This is a genomic window from Streptomyces sp. NPDC090077, from assembly GCF_044747545.1.
In the GTDB taxonomy this organism is placed as follows: Bacteria; Actinomycetota; Actinomycetes; order Streptomycetales; family Streptomycetaceae; genus Streptomyces.
Map to the genome: position 1 here is coordinate 64425 of NZ_JBIVEG010000004.1, position 18624 is coordinate 83048.

Consider the following 18624-nt stretch of genomic DNA (forward strand, 5'->3'; position numbering starts at 1 on the left):
TATGACTAGTAGTCAGACCTCGAAGAAGCAAGACCTTCCGCCGACCGCGTGGGCGGTGCTCGGCCTGCTGTCGTTCCCCGGTGAGCGCACCGGCTACGAGCTGAAGAAGTGGGCGGACTCCTCCCTCCGCTTCTTCTACTGGTCGCCCGCGATCAGCCAGATCTACGCCGAGCTGCGCCGCCTGGAGGAACTGGGCTACGCGTCCTCCGAGCGCTCGGGGCCCGAGGAGGTCCGCGCCAAGCGCCGGTACGCCATCACGGACGCGGGCCGCGAGGCCCTCGCGGGCTGGGCCGGCGACACCGCGGACGCCGGACCCCCGGTGCTCAAGCACGGGCTGCTGCTGCGGATCTGGCTGGGCCACCTGGCCGAGCCGGAGCGGCTGCGCGCCATGGTCGAGGACCACATGGTGCGGACCCGGGGCGAGCTGGCCTCCGTACGGGAGGCCATGGAGCACGCCGCGGACGTACCGGAATGGGCCTTCCCGGTGCTCGCGCTGCGCTGGAGCGAGCGGCAGCACCTGGCCGAGCTGGACCTGGCCGGGGCCCTGCTCGACGACCTCCGCGAGGCCGGGACGCGGGCCGCCGAGGCCGCCGCCCGGGTGCCCGGAACGGCCGTCCGTCAAGCCGACGGGGACGCGCCCACGCAGGGGTGACGCGGCACGGCGCCCCGGGCCCGCCCGGCGGCGCACACCCCTGGCGGGAAGCGGCCGGAGGGCTTCCGCGGGGCCTTGCACGACCGGTCCCATCGCGGGCGGGGCGCACTAGCATGCGTCCTCACCGCGCGCGGCCGGTCGGGACACCGCGACCGCGCGGGGAGCCGCCCTCGACGGAAGCGAGAGAACCTTGACTTTCCTCACCATCGGTCACCGCGGGGTCATGGGTGTCGAGCCGGAGAACACCCTGCGGTCGTTCGTCCGCGCGGAACGCTGCGGCATGGACGTCATCGCGCTGGACGTCCGCCTCAGCAAGGACGGCGTCCTCGTCGTGCTGCACGACGCCGAGGTCGACCGGACCACCGACGGCGCGGGCGCCGTCGCCGACCTGACCCTCGCCGAACTGCGCGGGCTGGACGCCGGCCGGGGCGAGCGCGTCCCGGTCCTGGAGGAGGTCCTGGACGCAGTCCGGATCCCGCTCCAGGTGTCGGTGCAGGACCCGGCGGCCGCCACCGCGCTCGCGGAGCTGATCGTCCGCCGCGACCTGGCCTCCCGCGTGGAGGTGGCCTCCGGTGACGGCGAGGTGCTCGCGGCGGTCGCCCGGCACGTCCCCGGCGTCCGGACGGCCCTCCACCCGCAGCGGCCCGGAGCGGCCTCCGAGGACCTCGTGGACCTCGCACTGGCGGCGGGCGCGCGCACCGTGGCCCTGGACATCCGCCGGCTCACCCTGGAGACGGTGGAGGCGGCGCACGCGGCGGGGCTGCGGGTGACGGGCCGCGCCGTCAACACCCTGGACCAGCTGCGGCTGGCGCGCGCCCTGCAACTGGACGGCGCGTCCACCGACTTCCCGGAGATCCGCAGCACCGGCCGGTTCACCGCCTGAACGGCCCCGGCGGGTGGCCTACAGGGCCTTGACCAGCAGCTCGAAGGCCAGGTCGTCGCGGAGCGGGACGCCGAAGCGCTCGTCGCCGTAGGGGAAGGGGCTCAGCTCGCCGGTGCGCTCGTAGCCGCGGCGCACGTAGTAGGCGATGAGCTCCTCCCGTACGTTCACCACGGTCATCCGCATCTGCCGCGCTCCCCAGGTCTCCCGGGCCCGGCGCTCCGCCTCGGCCAGGACCTCCTTGCCGAGGCCGCCGCCCTGGAGCCCCGGGCGCACGGCGAACATGCCGAAGTAGGCGTGGTCCCCTCGGTGTTCGAGCTGGCAGCAGGCCACCAGCTCGCCCGCGCGCTCGACCACCAGCAGGATGCCGTCCGGGTCGGCGATGATCGCGCCCACGCCCTCCGGGTCGGTGCGCTGGCCGTCCAGGAAGTCGGCCTCCGTCGTCCAGCCGGCCCGGCTGGCGTCGCCCCGGTAGGCGGACTCGACGAGGGACACCAGGTCCGGTACGTCCGCCTCCACGGCGCTGCGGAAGCTCAGGGCGGCGGGCTGGGCGGTCGGCATCGGGGGCTCCGTTCATCGCGGCGGCATATGACATGCCTGGTACGGCACGCAGAGCCTATCCCGGACCGGCGTGAGGGGGGCGTGAGCAGGGAATCCCTTCTGCTGACGCCGACGCCGCCGCCGACGCACCGGGAGGTTCCGCCGTGCACGGATCCGCGATGCCCCTCACCCTGGCCTGGATGCTCGTCGCGCTGTGCGCGGCGAGCGGCGGGTACTGCCTGCTGCGGGCGCGCAGAGCGGACCGCAGCAGGCGCGGGGCGGCGGCCGGCGAGGCGGTGATGGGCTTCGCGATGGCGGCGATGGCCCTGCCGCAGGGCACCGGCTCCTGGGGTCCGCCGGTCCTGCTCGTGGTCTCCTGCGGGGCGGCGCTGCACGCGCTGTGGCTGCTGCGGGGCGGGGTGCACCACGCGCACCACCTGGTCGGCTCGCTGGCGATGGCGTACATGGCCCTCGGGATGTACGCCGGGCACGGGCACGGCCGGGCGGGGCTGCCCGCGGTGACGGGGGCCCTGCTCCTCTACTACGCCGGGTACGTGCTGCTCGGCGGGGCCCGGCTGGTGACGGCGGGCGGTGCCCCGCAGCCGGTGCCCGGGTCCGCGGGAGGGGCCCGGAGCGCGGTCGGGGGTGCGGCCGGGGACCTGACGCCGGCCTGCCGACTGGCCATGGGGACGGGCATGTTGGCGATGCTGCTGGCCATGTGAGGCCTCCGCAGCGGGTGTCGGGGCGCGGCCGGGACGTGTCCTGCGTCACCAATGCCCCGAGGCCGTACCGGTGGGCGGGGCCGCGCTCATAGGCTGGCGGACATGATGGTCCCCGCCGCTCTCCTGCTGCTCGGCGCACTGACCGCGTTCCTCGCGCCCCGCCTGCTGGCCCGGGCCCAGTGGCCCGAGCGCGAACCGGTGGTCGCGCTGTGGGTGTGGCAGTGCGTGGTGGCCGCGACCCTGCTGTGCCTGGCGCTGTCGATGCTGCTGAGCGCGGCCGCCGCCTGGGAGGCGGTACGGGGCCGGCTGTTCGCCGTGGCCCCGCACGGGGTGGTCGACGCGTACGCGCTGGGGGCCGAGGGCGGCGCCTGGGCCGCCGGCACCGCGGTGGCGCTGGCCGGCGGGGGCCTGTGGACCGGGGCGATGCTGGCGCGGGAGGTGCTGCGGGCGCGGGCCCGGCGGCGCGCCCGGGGGGCCGAACTCCTGGTCCGGGCGCCGCTGCTGCCCGGTGAGGATCCGGCCGCGGCGCGGCTGGTGGTGCTGGAGGGTCCGCGTCCGGAGGCCTGGTGGCAGCCCGGGGCGGCGCCCCGGCTGGTGGTGACCACGGCGGCGCTGGGCCGGCTCAAGGGCAGCCAGCTCGACGCGGTGCTGGCCCACGAGCAGGGGCACGTGGCGGCCCGGCACGACTGGCTGCTGCACTGCTCGCGTGCGCTGGCGCAGGGGTTCCCCCAGGTCCCGGTCTTCGCGGCGTTCGAGGCGGAGATGCACCGGCTGGTGGAGCTGGCGGCCGACGACGTGGCCTCGCGGCGCTACGGGCGGCTGACCATCGCCCTGGCCCTGGTCGGGCTGAACGAGGACCGGGGCGTCTTCGGCCCGTGCGGGCCCGAGCAGGCGCACGTCCCGCAGCGGGTGCGGAGGCTGCTGTCGGCCACGCCGCGCCTGTCGCCGGCCCGCCGGCTGCGGCTGGCGGCGCTGGCCGCGCTGGTCCCGGCGGTTCCGCTGCTGGTGGCCTTCGTACCGGGTCTGAGCGCGCTGGCCTGAAGGGTGCGTTCCGCACCCTGACAGGATCGGGGCATGCGGAACACGTGGCTTTCGAGGGCCGGGGCCGGCTGCGCGCTGCTCGCGGCGGTGCTGACCGTGGCGGTGGCGGCGGACTGGCCGCCCCTGGTCGCGTACGACGACCGGCTGGCGCGGGACCTGCACGCGTACGCCGTCACCCACGACGGGGTCACCCACGCGATGCGGATCCTCTCCGACTGGGTGTGGGACCCGTGGACGATGCGCGCGCTGGCCGCCCTGGCCTGTCTGTGGCTCTGGCGGCGCGGGGACCGCTCGCGGGCGGTGACCGTCGGGGCGGCGGCACTGGTGGCGGCGGCGGTGCAGCAGGGGATGAAGGCGCTGCTGGGGCGGCCCCGTCCGGCGTGGCCGGATCCCGTCGACTCCGCGCAGTACGCGGCCTACCCCTCGGGGCACGCGATGACGGCCACGGTGGTGTGCGGGCTGCTGTTGTGGCTGCTGCCCGCGAAGGCGCCCTCGGGCGTGGTGACCGCGGCGTGGGCGGTGGCGGCCGTTTCGGTGCTCGGGGTCGGCTTCACCCGGCTCTACCTGGGCGTCCACTGGTTCACGGACGTGCTCGCGGGCTGGCTCCTGGGCGTGGCCCTGGTGTCCCTGGCGGCATTTCGGCATGCCTGCCCGGGGCGATCCCCCGCGTCGCCCCGAGCAGACGGTCCCGCGCGCTGAGTATATTGGCTCGGAGCCAGTCAACGCAGGAGTAAGCATGGTCCCGCGCAGCCCGTCGGTCAATGAAGAATTGCGCAGACGTTCCCGGGAGCGACTGCTGCAGGCTACGGTCGAACTGGTTGCCGAGCGCGGGTACGAGGCCACGAAGCTCGGAGACATCGCCGACCGGGCGGGCGCGGCGCGCGGCCTGGTCTCGTACTACTTCCCCGGCAAGCGCCAGCTGCTCCAGTCCGCGGTGCACCGGCTGATGCACCTGACCCTGGAAGCGGCCCTGGAGCGCGAGCCGCGCAGCGACGACGGCCGGGAGCTGCTGGCCCGGGCGATCGACGCGGTCCTGGGGCTGGCCCGGGACCAGCCCCGGCTGATGCGCACGCACATGGCGGGCATCCTCCAGGCGGAGGGGTTCATCCGGTGCCCGGAGCAGCAGCGCCTGGCGGAGCTGCTGCGGGGCACCGTCGCCGCGTACGGGTCGGCGGACGTGGACACCGACTACCCGCTGCTGCGGGCGCTGCTGATGGGGGCGGTGGTCGCGGTGCTGCTGCCGGGGGCGCCGATGCCCGCGGCCCGGCTGCGGGCGGAGCTGTTCGCGCGGTACGGGCTGGACTGGGAGCTGGGTGTCCCGCCGGACGGGGGGCCGCCCGGCGGAACGTTTCCCCCCTAGTGCGGGGGGACCGTGCTCAGTGGTACTCGGGCTGGCTCTGCACGTTGAGCCGGTCCATCCGCACCCACTTGGCGCTCTCGGTGCGCCAGTCGTCGAGCCTCAGCACGTCGAGGCCCTTGACGATGTCGTTCGAGTAGATGTGCCCGTTGTAGTAGTACGCCGACCACGAGCCGCCGAGGCCCAGCTGGTCGGTGGTCAGCGGGCCGCGCTCGAAGTAGCCGATCTCCTTGGGTGCCGCGGAGTCGGTGAAGTCCCAGACCGAGACGCCGCCCTGGTACCAGGCCTGGACCATGATGTCGCGGCCGCCGCCGACCGGGATCAGCGAGCCGTTGTGGGCGACGCAGTTCTCGGTGTCGGCCTGGTGGCGCGGGATCTTGAAGTAGCCCTTGAAGACCAGTTTGCGCTGGTCTCCGCGGCCCGTGATGTCGTAGATCCCGTCGGCGCCCCGGTTCGGGCCGGTGGCCTCGTTGCAGGTGGCGCCGCCACCGCCGCCGAGCTCGTCGGTGAACACCACCTTGTTCGCCCGCTCGTTGAAGGTCGCCGAGTGCCAGAACGCGAAGTTGACGTTGTCCTGGACGCGGTCGATGACCCGCGGCTGCTCCGGCTTACTGATGTCGAAGAGGATGCCGTCGCCCATGCAGGCGCCCGCGGCCAGGTTCTTGGACGGCAGCACGGTGATGTCGTGGCAGCCGGTGGTCTTGGAGACCCCCGGGTTGGTCGGCGCGCCCGGGTTGCCGCCGTCCGGGAAGAGCACCGGGAAGCCGACCACGGCGGCCCGGGTCGGGGCCTTCTTCGGGACCTTGACCACGGAGATGCCGTCGTGCGGCGGCTTGCAGTCCGGGAAGGCCTCGTTGGGCGAGTACGAGGAGACGTAGAGGTAGATGTCGCGGCCGCCGGGCACCAGGGTGTGGGTGTGGGACCCGCAGGCGGTCTCGACGGACTTGATGTACTTCGGGTTCTTCTTGTCCTTGATGTCGAAGATCTTGATGCCCTCCCACGAGGACTTCTCCGTCGCGGGCTGCGAGACGCTGTTGCAGGAGTCGTCGCTGCGGGAGGAGTCGGTGGAGAGGAAGAGCAGGTCGCCGGAGACCGAGATGTCGTTCTGGCCGCCCGGGCACAGGACCTGGGTGACGACCTTGGGCGACTTGGGGTTGGCGATGTCGTAGATGGTGAAGCCGTCGTAGTTGCCGGCGTAGGCGTAGTTCCCCTGGAACGCCAGGTCGGAGTTGATCCCGGCCGGGTTGGCGCTGGGGATGTTGGCCAGGGGTTTGATGTTGGCGCTGTGCACGATCTCGTCCTTGCCGGGGATCTCCCCGGGGGCGAGTTCGCGGTCCGGAGCGGGGGCGGCGCTCTGCCGGGATCCGGAGCCCGGTGTCAGATCGCCCGGGTCCGGTGTGGCGGCCGCCGGTCCGGCGGTGGCCAGGAGCGTGGTGAGGAGTCCGGCGGCGGCGAGGGCCGCCCCCAGACTCCGGTGGCGCACTCTGACGCTGCGGTGCGAGGTCACTGTGCCTCCCGTGGGGGCCCGAACGTTTCGCTCCTCCTGGGAACGGAACCTGGACCCCGGCAGTATCTTGCTTTTCATGGACATGGCAAACGCATTAGTCGGCCGAATCCTGGGGGCGGCGCTGACCGCCGGCCTCCTCCTCACGCTCACCGGCTGCCAGGACGACGACGCGGGCTCCCGGGCGGCGGGCGACGGCGCACCGGTGGTCGTCGCCCCCGGGAAACCGGGCGGCCCGGCCCGCACGCTCACCCCCGAACAGGCCGCGAAGGAGCGCCCCGACGACAGTCCCAACGCCGCCGACCACGCGTACGTGCGGCACATGGTCGAACACCACCGGCAGGCCCTCGCGATGAGCGCCCTCGCCCCCGGCCGGGCCACGGCGGACGGGGTGAAACGGCTCGCGGAGCGGATCTCGGCCGCCCAGGGGCCGGAGATCGGGGCCATGGAGAAGTGGATCTCCCGGTACCCGGCGCCGGGCGGCGACTCCGGCGGCCACGACCACGCCGCGATGCCCGGCATGGCGACCGAACGGCAGCTGGCGGAGCTGACCGCAGCCCGGGGCACCGACTTCGACCGGCTGTTCCTCACCCTGATGACCGCCCACCACCAGGGGGCGCTGAAGATGGCCGGGGAGGCCCTCGCCCAGGGCAACAACGTCGCCGTGGAGGAGATGGCGAACGAGGTGGTGGCCACCCAGAGCGCCGAGATCGAACGGATGCGCGCGATGGGCTGACGGGTCCGGGGGCCGGTGGCATCCTGGGAGCACCTGCGGGAGGAGTACCGCCGTGCTTCGTGTCGCCGTCGTCGGTTCGGGCCCCAGCGGGGTCTACGCCGCCCAGACGCTGGTCCAGCAGCGTGAGGTGCCGGGGGTGCGCGTCGACGTGCTGGACCGGCTGCCGGCCCCCTACGGCCTCGTGCGGTACGGGGTGGCCCCCGACCACGAGAAGATCAAATCGCTGACCGGAAATCTCCGTTCGGTGCTGGAGGACGAGCGGATCCGCTTCCTCGGCGACGTGGAGGTCGGCGGCGAAGGGCTGTCGACCGCCCGGCTGCTGGAGCTCTACCACGCGGTGGTGTACTGCGTGGGCGCCGCCCGCGACCGGATGCTCGGCATCCCCGGCGAGGAACTGGCCGGGGTGCACTCCGCGACGGCCTTCGTGTCCTGGTACAGCGGACACCCGGACGCCGGCCCCTTCGACCTGGGCGGGGTCCGCTCGGCCGTGGTGGTCGGCGCGGGCAACGTCGCGGTGGACGTGACGCGGATCCTGGCCCGGGGCGTGCCCGAGCTGGAGCCGACCGACATGCCCCAGCCCGCGCTGGGCGTGCTGGCCCACAGCGGGGTGCGAACGGTGTCGATGGTGGCCCGGCGCGGGCCGTCCCAGGCCAAGTTCACCACCAAGGAACTCCGCGAGCTGGGCACGCTGCCCGGGGTCGGCATCCGGGTGGAGCCGGCCGAGCTCGCCCTCGACCCGGCGTACGAGGACCCGGGCACGGCGGCGGCGCTGCCCGCGGCGGTCCGGCGCAACCTGGACGTGCTGCGCGGCTGGTCCGCGGCCGGGCCGGACGGCGGGGCCGCCGCGGACCGGGACATCCGGCTGCGCTTCCACCTGCGGCCGGCGGAGGTGCTGGGCGGGACCGACGGCCGGGTCCGCGGGCTCCGCTTCGAGCGGACCGCCCCGGACGGCCGGGGCGGGGTGACCGGTACGGGTGCGTACGAGGACGTCGAGGCCGAGCTGGTGCTGCGCTCGGTGGGGTACCTGGGCGTGCCGCTGCCGGGCCTGCCCTTCGACGCGGCCACCGGGACCGTGCCGCACGCGGCGGGCCGGGTGGTGCGCGCGGGCCGGGCCTCGGTGGGCGAGTACGTGGCGGGCTGGATCAAGCGCGGCCCGACCGGGGTGATCGGCACCAACCGGCCGTGCGCCAAGGAGACGGTGTCCTCGCTGCTCCAGGACGCGGGCGCACTGGCCCGGCGCGACCTCCCCGGGGACCCGCTGGACGCCCTGCGCGCGGCCGGCCTGCACCCGGTGGAGTGGCCGGGCTGGCTGTCCATCGAGGCGGCCGAGGAAGCCCTGGGCCGCTCCCTGGGCCGCCGCTCGGTGAAGATCCCCGACTGGGCGGGCCTGCGCGCGGCGGCGGGGCTCGCGTAGGGTGACCGGTTCCGTTACCGGTCAAGGGAGTTGGGGATGGGAAGGCCGTTGTACAAGGGCACCCGTGCGGCACTGGCGGCCCTCGCCTGCGGGGCGTTCGCGGCGGGCTGCGCGCAGGAGCGCGGAGGCGCTACCGCGCCCCCGCCGCCGGGCCCGAAGACCACCACGGCGGCCGCCCCGCCGGAGGCCGCGGCGGTCGCCGAGCGGTACCGCGCGGCGGGCGGGGACCCGGACGTGTCCGGGATCCGGCAGGAGGCCACGCCCGACGGCGTACCGCTGCTGATCGTCTGGACCCGCAACCCGAGCCCGGAGGCCCGGATCTTCGACAAGCAGGCCGCCTCCATCCCGCCCTACCTGGCGGCCGCGGAGGGGCTCCGGCTGGAACGGGGGTACCGGATCAACGTCTACGGACCGCAGGGAACGGCGATCCACCAGATGGACGCGACCCCCTAGGAGGCCCCGTCGGACGGGCCGTCCTCGGCCGTCGCGGCCGTCAGGATGCTGTCCAGGAGGCCCGGGAAGCGGGTCTGGAGGTCCTCGCGGCGCAGGCCGTTCATCTTGGCCGTGCCGCGGTAGGTCTGGCGTACGACGCCGCTCTCGCGCAGGACGCGGAAGTGGTGGGTGGTCGTGGACTTGGTCACCGGCAGGACGAAGTCGGAGCAGGCCAGTTCGGCGTCCGTGGAGGCGAGTTCGCGGACGATGGACAGCCGCATCGGGTCGGAGAGGGCGTGCAGGACGCCCTCCAGCCGGATCTCACCGGGCTCGGGGTGGGCGAGGGCGCGGGCCGTGTCGCGTTCCGTCATGTCCTGCTCCACTCGTTCGGCTCGGCTGCGCTTCCCATCGTACGAGAAGCGTCGTAGGAAGGACGCCGGTGCGGCGCCGGAACGGCCGGCGCCGCACCGGGGTCACCAGCTGCGGTGGTACTGGTCCGGCGTGGGGATCTCCGCGGCCAGCTCGACGGCGGCCCGGCGGGCCCAGTACGGGTCGCGCAGCAGCTCGCGGCCGAGGAGGACGGCGTCCGCCTCTCCGTTGGCCAGGACCTTCTCGGCCTGCTCCGGCTCGGTGATCAGGCCGACGGTGGCGACCGGGAGGGTGGTCTCGGCCTTGACCCGGGCGGCGAAGGGCACCTGGTAGCCGGGGCCCACGGGGATCTTCACGTGCGGGGCGAGCCCGCCGGTGGAGACGTCGAGGAGGTCCACGCCGTGCTCCTGGAGCAGCCGGGCCAGCCGGACGGTCTCGTCGGCGGTCCAGCCGTCCTCCTCCAGCCAGTCGGTCGCGGAGATCCGGAAGAACAGGGGGAGTTCGCCGGGCCACACCGCCCGGACGGCGTCGACGACTTCGAGGGCGAAGCGGGTGCGGTTCTCGAAGGAGCCGCCGTAGGAGTCGGTGCGCCGGTTGCTGTGCGGGGAGAGGAACTCCCCGATGAGGTAGCCGTGGGCCCCGTGGATCTCCAGGACCTCGTAGCCGGCCGCGAGGGCGCGCCGGGCGGCGGCCGCGAACTGGCCGGTGATCTCGTGGATCCGCTCGACGGTGAGCTCGTGGGGCACCTGGTGGCCCTCGTCGAACGGCACGGCGCTCGGGGCCACGGGCTGCCAGCCGTGGCCCTCGGGGCCGACGGGCCGGCCGCCCTTCCAGGTGCGGTCGGTGGACGCCTTGCGCCCCGCGTGGCCGATCTGGATGCCGGGGACGGAGCCCTGCGACTTGACGAAGGCGGTGATCCTGCGGAGGGCCTCGACCTGGGTGTCGTTCCAGATGCCGAGGTCGTAGGGGCTGATGCGGCCCTCCGGCGCCACCGCGGTGGCCTCCTGGATGATCAGACCGGTGCCGCCGGTGGCGCGGGCCGCGTAGTGGGCGAAGTGCCACTCCAGGGCCACACCGGCGTTCGGTCCGAAGGCCTCGGCGCTGTACTGGCACATCGGGGCCATCCAGATGCGGTTCGGGATGGTGACCGAACGCAGGGTGTAGGGCTGGAACAGGGCGGCGAAGGCAGCGGGTGCAGCACTCATGGGGCTCTCCATACGTGACCGGACGCGCACCGGGGTCGGCGCTAAGTACGAGAAGAACCGTACTACGAAAACTCCCGTAGTACGAGCCCCTTCGTACTACGGCCGCCGCCCTGCGGCTCCGGCGGGTCGAACGGGTCTTCGACGGCCCGGCCTGCCCGGCCGCGGCCGCCGGCCTGGTGCAGACTGGCCGGAAAGGGCTTGCGTGGAGGACGACGACGTCCGGAGGTGTCGGCCATGACCGACGTGGTACTGCTCGCGGGGACCCGCAAGGGCCTCTTCATCGGCCGCCGCCGGGACTCCGGCCCCTGGGGGTTCGACGGCCCGCACTTCAACGCGCAGGCCGTCTCGGCCGTGGCCGTGGACACCCGGGGACCGCGGCCCCGGCTGCTGGTCGGCGGGGACAGCTCGCACTGGGGCCCCTCCGTCTTCAGCTCCGACGACCTGGGCGCGACCTGGCACGAGCCCGCCACCCCCGCCGTACGGTTCCCCGAGGACACCGGCGCCTCGCTGGAGCGGGTCTGGCAGCTGCACCCGGCCGGCCCGGAGGCCCCGGACGTGGTCTACGCCGGGACGGAGCCCGCCGCGCTCTTCCGCTCGGCCGATCGCGGCGAGTCCTTCGAGCTGGTCCGGCCGCTGTGGGAGCACCCGACCCGCTCGCAGTGGGTGCCGGGCGGCGGCGGCGAGGGCCTGCACACGGTGGTCACCGACGCGGCCGACGCGGATGCCGTCACGGTGGCGGTCTCCACCGCCGGGGTGTTCCGCACCCGGGACGGAGGGGCCAGCTGGAGCCCGTCCAACCACGGGGTCTCGGCGGTGTTCCTGCCGGACCCGGACCCCGAGTTCGGCCAGTGCGTCCACAAGATCGCCCAGGACGCCGGGGACCCCGGCCGGCTCTACCTCCAGAACCACTGGGGGGTCTACCGCAGCGACGACGCGGGCGGCGCCTGGACCGACATCGGCGCCGGACTGCCCTCCGACTTCGGCTTCGCCGTCGCCGCCCACCCGCACCGCCCGGACACCGCGTACGTCTTCCCGCTGAACGCCGACTCCGACCGGGTCCCCGCGGAGCACCGCTGCCGGGTCTTCCGCACCCGGGACGCGGGCAGCACATGGGAGCCCCTGTCGAAGGGCCTGCCGTCCGGCGACCACTACGGCACCGTGCTGCGGGACGCCCTGTGCACCGACGACGCCGACCCGGCGGGCGTCTACTTCGGCAACCGCAACGGCGAGCTGTACGCCAGCCACGACGACGGCGACAGCTGGCAGCTGCTCGCCGAGCACCTGCCGGACGTGCTCTGCGTACGGGCGGCCGTGCTGCCCTGAACGGGACCGGCTGTCGGTGTGGGCCAGTAGAGTGATCAACCATGGCAGCACGACCGTTGAACGAGATCGTCGAGCCGGGCTGGGCCCGTGCTCTTGAGCCGGTGGCGGGGCAGATCGCCGCCATGGGCGACTTCCTGCGCACCGAGATCGCGGCGGGCAGGACGTACGTCCCCGCAGGGGCGAACGTCCTGCGCGCGTTCCAGCAGCCCTTCGACGAGGTGAAGGTGCTGATCGTCGGGCAGGACCCCTACCCGACCCCTGGGCACGCCATGGGCCTGTCCTTCTCGGTCGCCCCCGAGGTCAGCCCGTGGCCGCCCAGCCTGGACAACATCTTCCGCGAGATGCACGCGGACATCGGGACGGGCCGGCCGCTCAACGGCGACCTGACCCCCTGGACCCGCCAGGGCGTCCTGCTGCTGAACCGCTCGCTCACCACCGCCCCGCGCAAGCCCAACGCGCACCGGGGCAAGGGCTGGGAGGCGGTCACCGAGCAGGCGATCCGCGCCCTCGCCGCGCGCGGGAAGCCGCTGGTGTCGATCCTGTGGGGCAGCGACGCCCGGCGCCTGCGGCCGCTGCTGGGCAGCCTGCCGGCCGTGGAGTCGGTCCACCCCTCCCCCATGTCCGCAGACCGGGGCTTCTTCGGATCCCGGCCGTTCAGCCGGACCAACGAGCTGCTGGCCGGACAGGGCGCGGAGCCCGTCGACTGGCGCCTGCCGGCCGTCAGTTGAACCTTATATGACATTGAACTACGACATTCAATGGATAAATACGGACAGATGCCGCCCGAGCAGGCCCTGCCCGAACACGTGGTTCCGATAAACCAGTAGCATGCGGCGCCATGAGCTCCCCCACTGGGCCCGCAAACGGCCTGCCCGTACGAATGCCGCGACCCCGCCAGACCGGACGGCACCGCCGGCCCGAGCCCGCGGTGGCGCCCGAGGGCGCACCCGCGCTGGTGCTCGCCGTGCCCGGTGCCCCCTCGGCCGCCTCCCGGGGCCTGGCCGAAGAGGTCATCAGCATCGGCCGCTCCGAGCTGCCGGGCCTCGACGCCCGGATCGGCTTCCTGGAGGGCGAGGCCGGCGAGGAGAGCGAGTTCCCCTCGCTGTCCGCCGTCCTGGACGCCGTCGCGCAGGAGCGGACCGCGCGCGCGGAGTTCGCCCGCGCCGCCGGTCTCGACGTGCCCGCGCCGACCGGCCCCGACGCCGTGGTCGTGCCCCTGCTGGCCGGCCCCGACGCGGACCTGCTGCGCCGGATGCGCCAGGCCCTGATGGACTCCTCGGCCGCCGCCGAGCTGGCCGACGTGCTCGGCCCGCACCCGCTGCTCGCCGAGGGCCTGCACGTCCGGCTCTCGGAGGCCGGCCTGGCCCGCGCCGACCGGGCCCGGCTGTTCACCGTGGCCACCGCCGCCGACGGCATCATCCTGGCCACCACCGGCGGCGAGGAGGCCGTCCAGGCGGCCGGGATCACCGGCATGCTGCTGGCCGCCCGGCTCGCGGTGCCCGTGATCGCCGCCGCGCTGGACCAGGAGGGCTCGGTGGCGGCCGTCGCCGCCGAGCTGCGCGGTTCCGGCTCGGTCCAGCTGGCGCTGGCCCCGTACCTGATCGGCCCGGAGGCCGCCGACGGCCTGCTGGACACCGCCTGCAAGGAGGCCGACTGCTCGGCCGCCGAGGTGCTCGGGGCGTACCCGGCGCTCGGCAAGCTGGCCGTGGCCCAGTTCAGCGCCGCCCTCGGCATCCCGCTGGGCGCCGCCGCGCAGTAGGACCCGCCGCACGTGTGACGGGGGCCCGTCCGGAATCCTTCCGGGCGGGCCCTTCGCCGTCCCCGGGGGACGTCCCTCTAGGCGAAGACCACGCAGGAGGCCGCGGGTACGGGCACCGAACCGGCCCGGCGGGGATGCCCGGTCAGCGGGTCCACCTCGAACCAGGTGACGTCCCCGGAGCGCTCGTTGGCCGCGTAGAGGCGGCGGCCCGAGGGGTCGGCGGCCAGGTCGCGCGGCCAGTGGCCGCCGCATCCGGTCGTCCCGGTGGGCCGCGGCCGCTCGGGGTCGCCTTCGAGGGAGAAGGTCACCACGGCGTCGGTCCCGCGGACGGCCGCCCACAGGAAGCGGCCGTCGGGCGAGGCCGTCACCGCCGAGGGGTAGGCCCGTGCGCCGTCCGGAGCGGCCCCGGAGGCGACCGGGACCTCGCCGACGGCTTCGAGGTGCCCGGCGGCCGGGTCCCAGCGGCAGACGGTCAGCTGCGGCTCCAGCTCGTGCAGGACGTAGAGCACCCCGCCGGCCGGGTGGAAGGCGAGGTGGCGGGGGCCGGTCCCGGCGCGCAGGAGGGCCTTCGCGTGCTCCCGGGGTGCGCCGGTGGCCGGGTCGAGCGCGAGGACGCGTACGGCGTCGCCGCCGAGGTCCACGGTCAGCACCCAGCGGCCGGTGGGGTCGGGGAGCACCTGGTGGGCGTGCGGGCCCGCCTGCCGCTCCGCGTCGGGGCCGGAGCCGCTGTGGGCGAGGACGGCGGCCGGGCCGGCGACGCTGCCGTCGGGGGCGAGCGGCAGGCTGCTGACGCTGCCGGAGCCGTAGTTGGCGGTGAGGAGCCTGCGGCCGGCCAGGCTGAGGTGGGTGGGCCCCGAGCCGTCGACGGGGACGGGGGCGCCCAGTGGGGCGAGCCCCGCGCCGGTGGCGCGGAAGGCGCCCACGGCTCCCCGGCCGGTCTCGCTCACCGCGTAGAGCACGCCGGAATCCCGGTCGACGGTGAGGTACGAGGGGTCGGCCAGGGAGTCCGCGGAGGAGAGCGGGGTCAGCGCTCCGGTGGCCGGATCCACGGCCGCGGTGGTCACACCGCGGCCGCCCCCCGAGGTGAACGAGCCGATGTAGGCCCGGTGTCCGCCGCCCTGGTCCGTGCTGTGCGCGCCGCCCACTGGTGCCTCTTTCCGCCGTCCCGGATCCTTCTCCGGAGCCGACGGTAACAGAAGGTCTAGACCAAGTCCCGCCCTCTGGCCCGTTCCTGGGCGCCGGGGTGGTGGACGTACGCGGTGGAGCTCGGCCGGTCCTCGTAGGTGCGGTGGAAGACGGGCGTGGCGGCCCCGGAGATCGGCGGGACGATCCAGGACCAGTCGGCGCCCACCTCGCGGCCCTTGCGTTCCTCGCGCTCCAGGTGCGAGAGGAAGCGGCGCGACTCGGTGTGGTGGTCGGCGATGGTGACCCCGGCACGGTCGAAGGAGTCCAGTACCGCGCGGTTCAGCTCGACCAGCGCCCGGTCCCTCCACAGCGAGCGCTCGCTGGAGGTGTCCAGTCCGAGCCTGCGGGCGACGGCCGGGAGCAGGTTGTAGCGGTCGGTGTCGGCGAGGTTGCGGGCGCCGATCTCGGTGCCCATGTACCAGCCGTTGAAGGGGGCGGCCGGGTAGTGGATGCCGCCGATCTCCAGGCACATGTTGGAGATGGCGGGCACGGCGTGCCAGCGCAGCCCCCAGTCGCCCCAGTCGTCGCGCCCGTCGGGGTGCCGGATCGGTACCTCCAGCACGGCGTCCGCGGGGGTGTCGAACCAGCGGGGCTTGTCGTCGACGCCCTGCACGACCAGCGGGAGGAGGTCGAAGGGGGTGCCGGCGCCGCCGGACCAGCCGAGTCCGAGCAGGGCCTCGGTGAGCGGTGCGTTGCGGGCGTCGCCGACCGTTATGGAGTGGTGGTCCCCGTAGCCGGCGTAGCGCACCAGCTGCTCGCTCCAGATCAGCGGGCCGGGGCGGTCCGGGGCGTCGGGGGCGAAGACGGTGATGGTGGGCCGGACCCGGCCGCCGTTGGTCGCCTCGCGCAGGTGCTCGAAGCACTCGGCGGCGACGTCCCCGGCCTCGGTCACCCCGCGCCGGTCGCGGACCCGCAGGGAGTTCCAGTAGAGCCGGCCTATGCAGCGGTTGCTGTTGCGCCAGGCCACGCGGGCACCGTGGACCAGCTCCTCGGGGGTGTGCCGGTAGGTGCCGGTCTCCGCGAGCTCGGCCCGTACGGCGGCGAGCCGGGCACGCGGATCACCGGCCTGCGGATTCTCCCGGTGGAAGAGCCGGACGAACTCCTCGGCTTCCTCCCACACCTGAGCGGCGCTCGAGTGCTTCTGCAGAATTTCCATTCCGGGCGGTTACCCCCTGTCCGACCAGATCCACCCTGTACGTGCCGGATGAATGTGCAATGAACAATCACCCGTTGTACACGGCGCAGGTCAGCCCGGCGGGGTGGGAGCACGCGGAACACTCCTCCGGGTGATCCCGGTGCATTCCCCTGCGGAGAGACCCCTCGGGGGCCTATCATCCGCGGCATTCCGGATAGTTGCCGGCACCCGGCGCGGAGGGGCCCGGTCAGCCGCAGGGGCGGCTCATGAACAGGGCGTGCTCGCCCGCCGCAGGCGTGCCGTCGTAGAGGGCGGTGTCCAGACCGCAGAGGGTGAACCCCATGCGCCGGTAGGCGTGCACGGCGGGGGCGTTGACCGAGCTGACCTCCAGCCAGAGGTGCGCGGCCCCGCGTTCGCGCGCGAAGCCGGCCGCGAGCTCCATGAGGGCCCGGCCGACCCCGCGCCCCCGGTGGCCGGGGGCGACCTCGATGTCGTCGACGGTCAGGCGCCGGTTCCAGGGCGCGTAGGTGACGGCGGCGAAGCCGCACAGGACCCCGGCGTCGAGGGCGACGAAGGTCCGGGAGTCCGCACCGGAGCCTTCGTCGCCGTCGTCCTGCCCGTCGTCCGGGTCCGGCGGGAAGACCTTGCGCAGCGGCGGGTCCACCGCGACCTCGCGGAGCGCGAAGCCGCCGTCGGAGGCGGTCACTTCGAACACGGTGGAGGTGAGGAAGGAGCCGTCGAGGGACTCGATCGCCTCGCGGTCCCCGGGGCGGGCGGTGCGGTACTCCGGCGCCGGAGCCTGTGGGGTCGTCATGGACCCGACCGTACCGCCCGACGGGTCCGCCCCGGACGGGCCGTTCAGGCCGCGGTGACGACCAGCGGGGCGCGCGGGTCCGTGCGCAGCGGGGTGGCCAGGGCGACGAGGGCTTCCTCCAGGCCGTGCAGGTGGGCCAGGGCCGGCTCGCCGCCGGGCTCCCGGGCCGCGGTGCGCGGCGCGGCGTGCTCCAGGGCCCCCTCGGGGGCGGTGAGCGCCTCCACGGCCGCCTCCACCCGCCAGCAGGCGGCGGCGAGCCGGGCGTCGTGGGAAGCCTGCGGGTCGGCGGCGACGGCCACGAGCCCGCGCACCTCGCGGGCGCAGTCGTCGAGCAGTGCCATGACCTGCCGGGCGCGGGCCTTGCGGGCGCGCAGCGGGCTCAGCGGGTGGACGAGCGGGGCGAGGGCCACGCGCGCGCGGACCAGCAGGAGTTCCAGCTCGGCGGCGTGCGGGGCGGGGTCGGCCCCGGGGTCGCCGGCGAGGCGGTCCAGGGAGGCCGCGGTGGCGGCCCGTACGCAGTGCAGGGCGCGCTGGATCCAGGCGTCGTTGGCGCCGTGGGTGGTCACCGGGAGGATCAGCACCACGGCGAGGGCCGCGCCGAGGGCGCCGACGGCGGTCTCCTCGAAGCGCAGGAGCAGCAGTCCGGGGTGCAGCACGCCGAGGAGCCCGTAGAGCAGCCCGGCCATGACGGTGACGAAGAACATCATCCAGGAGTAGGACGGCGCCGCCGTGTAGAAGATGCCGAAGACGCAGACGGCGACGAGGACGGCGGTGGGCGCGGGCGCGCCGTGCAGCGGTACGGCGATCAGCAGGCCGGCGGCTATGCCCACGACGGTGCCCAGGACCCGGCGGAAGCCGCGTACCAGGGTCTCGCCGCGCGAGGCGGTGTTGACGAAGATCCACCAGGCGGTGCCCACGGCCCAGTACCAGCGGTCCTCGGACAGCACCTGGCCGATGGCCAGGGCGAAGGCGCACGCGGCGGTGGCCTGGAAGGCCTGCCGGGTGGTGGGCCGGGCCAGGCCGGTGCCGGGCAGCGGCGGCGGCACGGCGGCGGGGGGCGTGCGGCGCTCGATGGGCCACAGCACGAACCGCACGGCCCCGGCCGACAGGAGCGCCAGGGCGACGGCGGCGAACAGCTCGGGCAGCTGGGCGGGCCGGGCGTGCAGGAACTGGGTGACGAAGAACATCATGAAGGCGAAGATGCCGAGGGCGTGGCCGCGCGGCCCCCAGCGGCGTGCGTAGACCCCGGCGAAGACGACGGCGAGGAAGGCCGCGTCGCGGGCGGGCGGCGTCCCCTGCAGTCCGGTGGCCAGCACCAGGACCGGGAAGCCGGTGGCGGGCAGCAGGGCGGTGGTCACCCGCTGGGCGCGGACGTCCGCGTCGAGGACGGTGAACAGCGCGAGCAGCGCCGCGAGCCCGCCGGTGATGGAGGCGGTGAGCGAGAGCCCCGCCAGTTCGGCGGCGGCGACGGCGAGACCGGTGCCGATCACCGCGCGCAGCGAGTTCCGCAGTCTGGTGCGCCCCGGATCCGGAGCCACGAACATCCTCTTCATGGC

20 protein-coding genes are annotated in these 18624 nt (G+C 74.6%); 12 read left to right on the forward strand and 8 right to left on the reverse strand.

Annotated features, from left to right (window positions below; translation table 11 throughout):
- Window position 1 precedes the first annotated feature (1 nt).
- A complete protein-coding gene (locus ACIPW5_RS09000) occupies window positions 2-652 on the forward strand; it encodes a PadR family transcriptional regulator (RefSeq protein ID WP_401242401.1) in 651 nt (216 codons plus the stop codon).
- Window positions 653-842: 190 nt separating this feature from the next.
- The gene (locus ACIPW5_RS09005) at window positions 843-1535 is read left to right on the forward strand and encodes a glycerophosphodiester phosphodiesterase (RefSeq protein ID WP_401242403.1); all 693 of its coding nucleotides are present in this window, start codon (window positions 843-845) and stop codon (window positions 1533-1535) included.
- A gap of 18 nt (window positions 1536-1553) precedes the next feature.
- On the opposite strand, the gene ACIPW5_RS09010 is transcribed toward ACIPW5_RS09005, so the two are convergent.
- The gene (locus ACIPW5_RS09010; protein WP_401242406.1) at window positions 1554-2093 is read right to left on the reverse strand and encodes a GNAT family N-acetyltransferase; all 540 of its coding nucleotides are present in this window, start codon (window positions 2091-2093) and stop codon (window positions 1554-1556) included.
- Between the two features lie 158 nt (window positions 2094-2251).
- Here ACIPW5_RS09010 and ACIPW5_RS09015 point away from each other — a divergent pair, with 158 nt between their 5' ends.
- The 4 genes from ACIPW5_RS09015 (at window position 2252) to ACIPW5_RS09030 (ending at window position 5195) form a co-directional block, all read left to right on the forward strand.
- On the forward strand, window positions 2252-2794 hold the full coding sequence (locus ACIPW5_RS09015; protein WP_401242408.1) for a DUF5134 domain-containing protein: 543 nt from the start codon (window positions 2252-2254) through the stop codon (window positions 2792-2794).
- A 102-nt stretch (window positions 2795-2896) separates the two neighbouring features.
- Window positions 2897-3835 carry a M56 family metallopeptidase gene (locus tag ACIPW5_RS09020; protein WP_401242411.1) on the forward strand — a complete coding sequence of 313 codons (939 nt, stop codon included), beginning with the start codon at window positions 2897-2899 and terminating at the stop codon, window positions 3833-3835.
- 33 nt (window positions 3836-3868) lie between these two features.
- A complete protein-coding gene (locus tag ACIPW5_RS09025) occupies window positions 3869-4534 on the forward strand; it encodes a phosphatase PAP2 family protein (RefSeq protein ID WP_401242414.1) in 666 nt (221 codons plus the stop codon).
- Between the two features lie 37 nt (window positions 4535-4571).
- Window positions 4572-5195 carry a TetR/AcrR family transcriptional regulator gene (locus ACIPW5_RS09030; RefSeq protein ID WP_401242415.1) on the forward strand — a complete coding sequence of 208 codons (624 nt, stop codon included), beginning with the start codon at window positions 4572-4574 and terminating at the stop codon, window positions 5193-5195.
- A gap of 16 nt (window positions 5196-5211) precedes the next feature.
- Here the strand turns inward: ACIPW5_RS09030 and ACIPW5_RS09035 are convergent, their stop codons facing one another.
- On the reverse strand, window positions 5212-6699 hold the full coding sequence (locus ACIPW5_RS09035) for an LVIVD repeat-containing protein (RefSeq protein ID WP_401242418.1): 1488 nt from the start codon (window positions 6697-6699) through the stop codon (window positions 5212-5214).
- A 76-nt stretch (window positions 6700-6775) separates the two neighbouring features.
- Here ACIPW5_RS09035 and ACIPW5_RS09040 point away from each other — a divergent pair, with 76 nt between their 5' ends.
- From ACIPW5_RS09040 to ACIPW5_RS09050, 3 genes are read left to right on the forward strand one after another with little or no spacing between them, the layout of a single operon-like run.
- The gene (locus ACIPW5_RS09040; RefSeq protein ID WP_401242421.1) at window positions 6776-7432 is read left to right on the forward strand and encodes a DUF305 domain-containing protein; all 657 of its coding nucleotides are present in this window, start codon (window positions 6776-6778) and stop codon (window positions 7430-7432) included.
- 52 nt (window positions 7433-7484) lie between these two features.
- On the forward strand, window positions 7485-8846 hold the full coding sequence (locus tag ACIPW5_RS09045; protein WP_401242424.1) for an FAD-dependent oxidoreductase: 1362 nt from the start codon (window positions 7485-7487) through the stop codon (window positions 8844-8846).
- Window positions 8847-8882: 36 nt separating this feature from the next.
- Window positions 8883-9299: a hypothetical protein gene (locus ACIPW5_RS09050; RefSeq protein WP_401242427.1), complete on the forward strand. Its 417-nt coding sequence runs from the start codon at window positions 8883-8885 to the stop codon at window positions 9297-9299.
- Here ACIPW5_RS09050 and ACIPW5_RS09055 read toward each other — a convergent pair.
- Together ACIPW5_RS09055 and ACIPW5_RS09060 are read right to left on the reverse strand one after the other, a co-directional pair.
- Window positions 9296-9649, reverse strand: coding sequence for an ArsR/SmtB family transcription factor (locus tag ACIPW5_RS09055; protein ID WP_401242429.1), 354 nt, complete (start codon window positions 9647-9649; stop codon window positions 9296-9298). The genes ACIPW5_RS09050 and ACIPW5_RS09055 overlap by 4 nt on opposite strands.
- A gap of 102 nt (window positions 9650-9751) precedes the next feature.
- Entirely contained in the window at window positions 9752-10852 is a 1101-nt protein-coding gene (locus ACIPW5_RS09060) for an NADH:flavin oxidoreductase/NADH oxidase (RefSeq protein WP_401242432.1), read from the reverse strand.
- 234 nt (window positions 10853-11086) lie between these two features.
- Between ACIPW5_RS09060 and ACIPW5_RS09065 the strand changes: the two genes are divergently transcribed.
- The 3 genes from ACIPW5_RS09065 (at window position 11087) to ACIPW5_RS09075 (ending at window position 13934) form a co-directional block, all read left to right on the forward strand.
- A complete protein-coding gene (locus ACIPW5_RS09065; protein WP_401242435.1) occupies window positions 11087-12175 on the forward strand; it encodes a WD40/YVTN/BNR-like repeat-containing protein in 1089 nt (362 codons plus the stop codon).
- 41 nt (window positions 12176-12216) lie between these two features.
- Window positions 12217-12903, forward strand: a complete 687-nt coding sequence (locus ACIPW5_RS09070; RefSeq protein WP_401242436.1) for a uracil-DNA glycosylase — start codon at window positions 12217-12219, stop codon at window positions 12901-12903.
- Window positions 12904-13013: 110 nt separating this feature from the next.
- A complete protein-coding gene (locus ACIPW5_RS09075; RefSeq protein ID WP_401242439.1) occupies window positions 13014-13934 on the forward strand; it encodes a sirohydrochlorin chelatase in 921 nt (306 codons plus the stop codon).
- A 77-nt stretch (window positions 13935-14011) separates the two neighbouring features.
- Here ACIPW5_RS09075 and ACIPW5_RS09080 read toward each other — a convergent pair whose 3' ends face one another.
- From ACIPW5_RS09080 to ACIPW5_RS09095, 4 genes are all read right to left on the reverse strand, one after another.
- Entirely contained in the window at window positions 14012-15079 is a 1068-nt protein-coding gene (locus ACIPW5_RS09080; protein WP_401242441.1) for a lactonase family protein, read from the reverse strand.
- A 56-nt stretch (window positions 15080-15135) separates the two neighbouring features.
- Window positions 15136-16275, reverse strand: coding sequence for a nitric oxide synthase oxygenase (locus ACIPW5_RS09085; RefSeq protein ID WP_401242444.1), 1140 nt, complete (start codon window positions 16273-16275; stop codon window positions 15136-15138).
- 226 nt (window positions 16276-16501) lie between these two features.
- Window positions 16502-17068: a GNAT family N-acetyltransferase gene (locus tag ACIPW5_RS09090; protein ID WP_401242447.1), complete on the reverse strand. Its 567-nt coding sequence runs from the start codon at window positions 17066-17068 to the stop codon at window positions 16502-16504.
- A gap of 44 nt (window positions 17069-17112) precedes the next feature.
- Complete coding sequence (locus ACIPW5_RS09095; protein ID WP_401242450.1) at window positions 17113-18621, reverse strand: FUSC family protein; 1509 nt, start codon at window positions 18619-18621, stop codon at window positions 17113-17115.
- Between the last annotated feature and the right edge of the window lie 3 nt (window positions 18622-18624).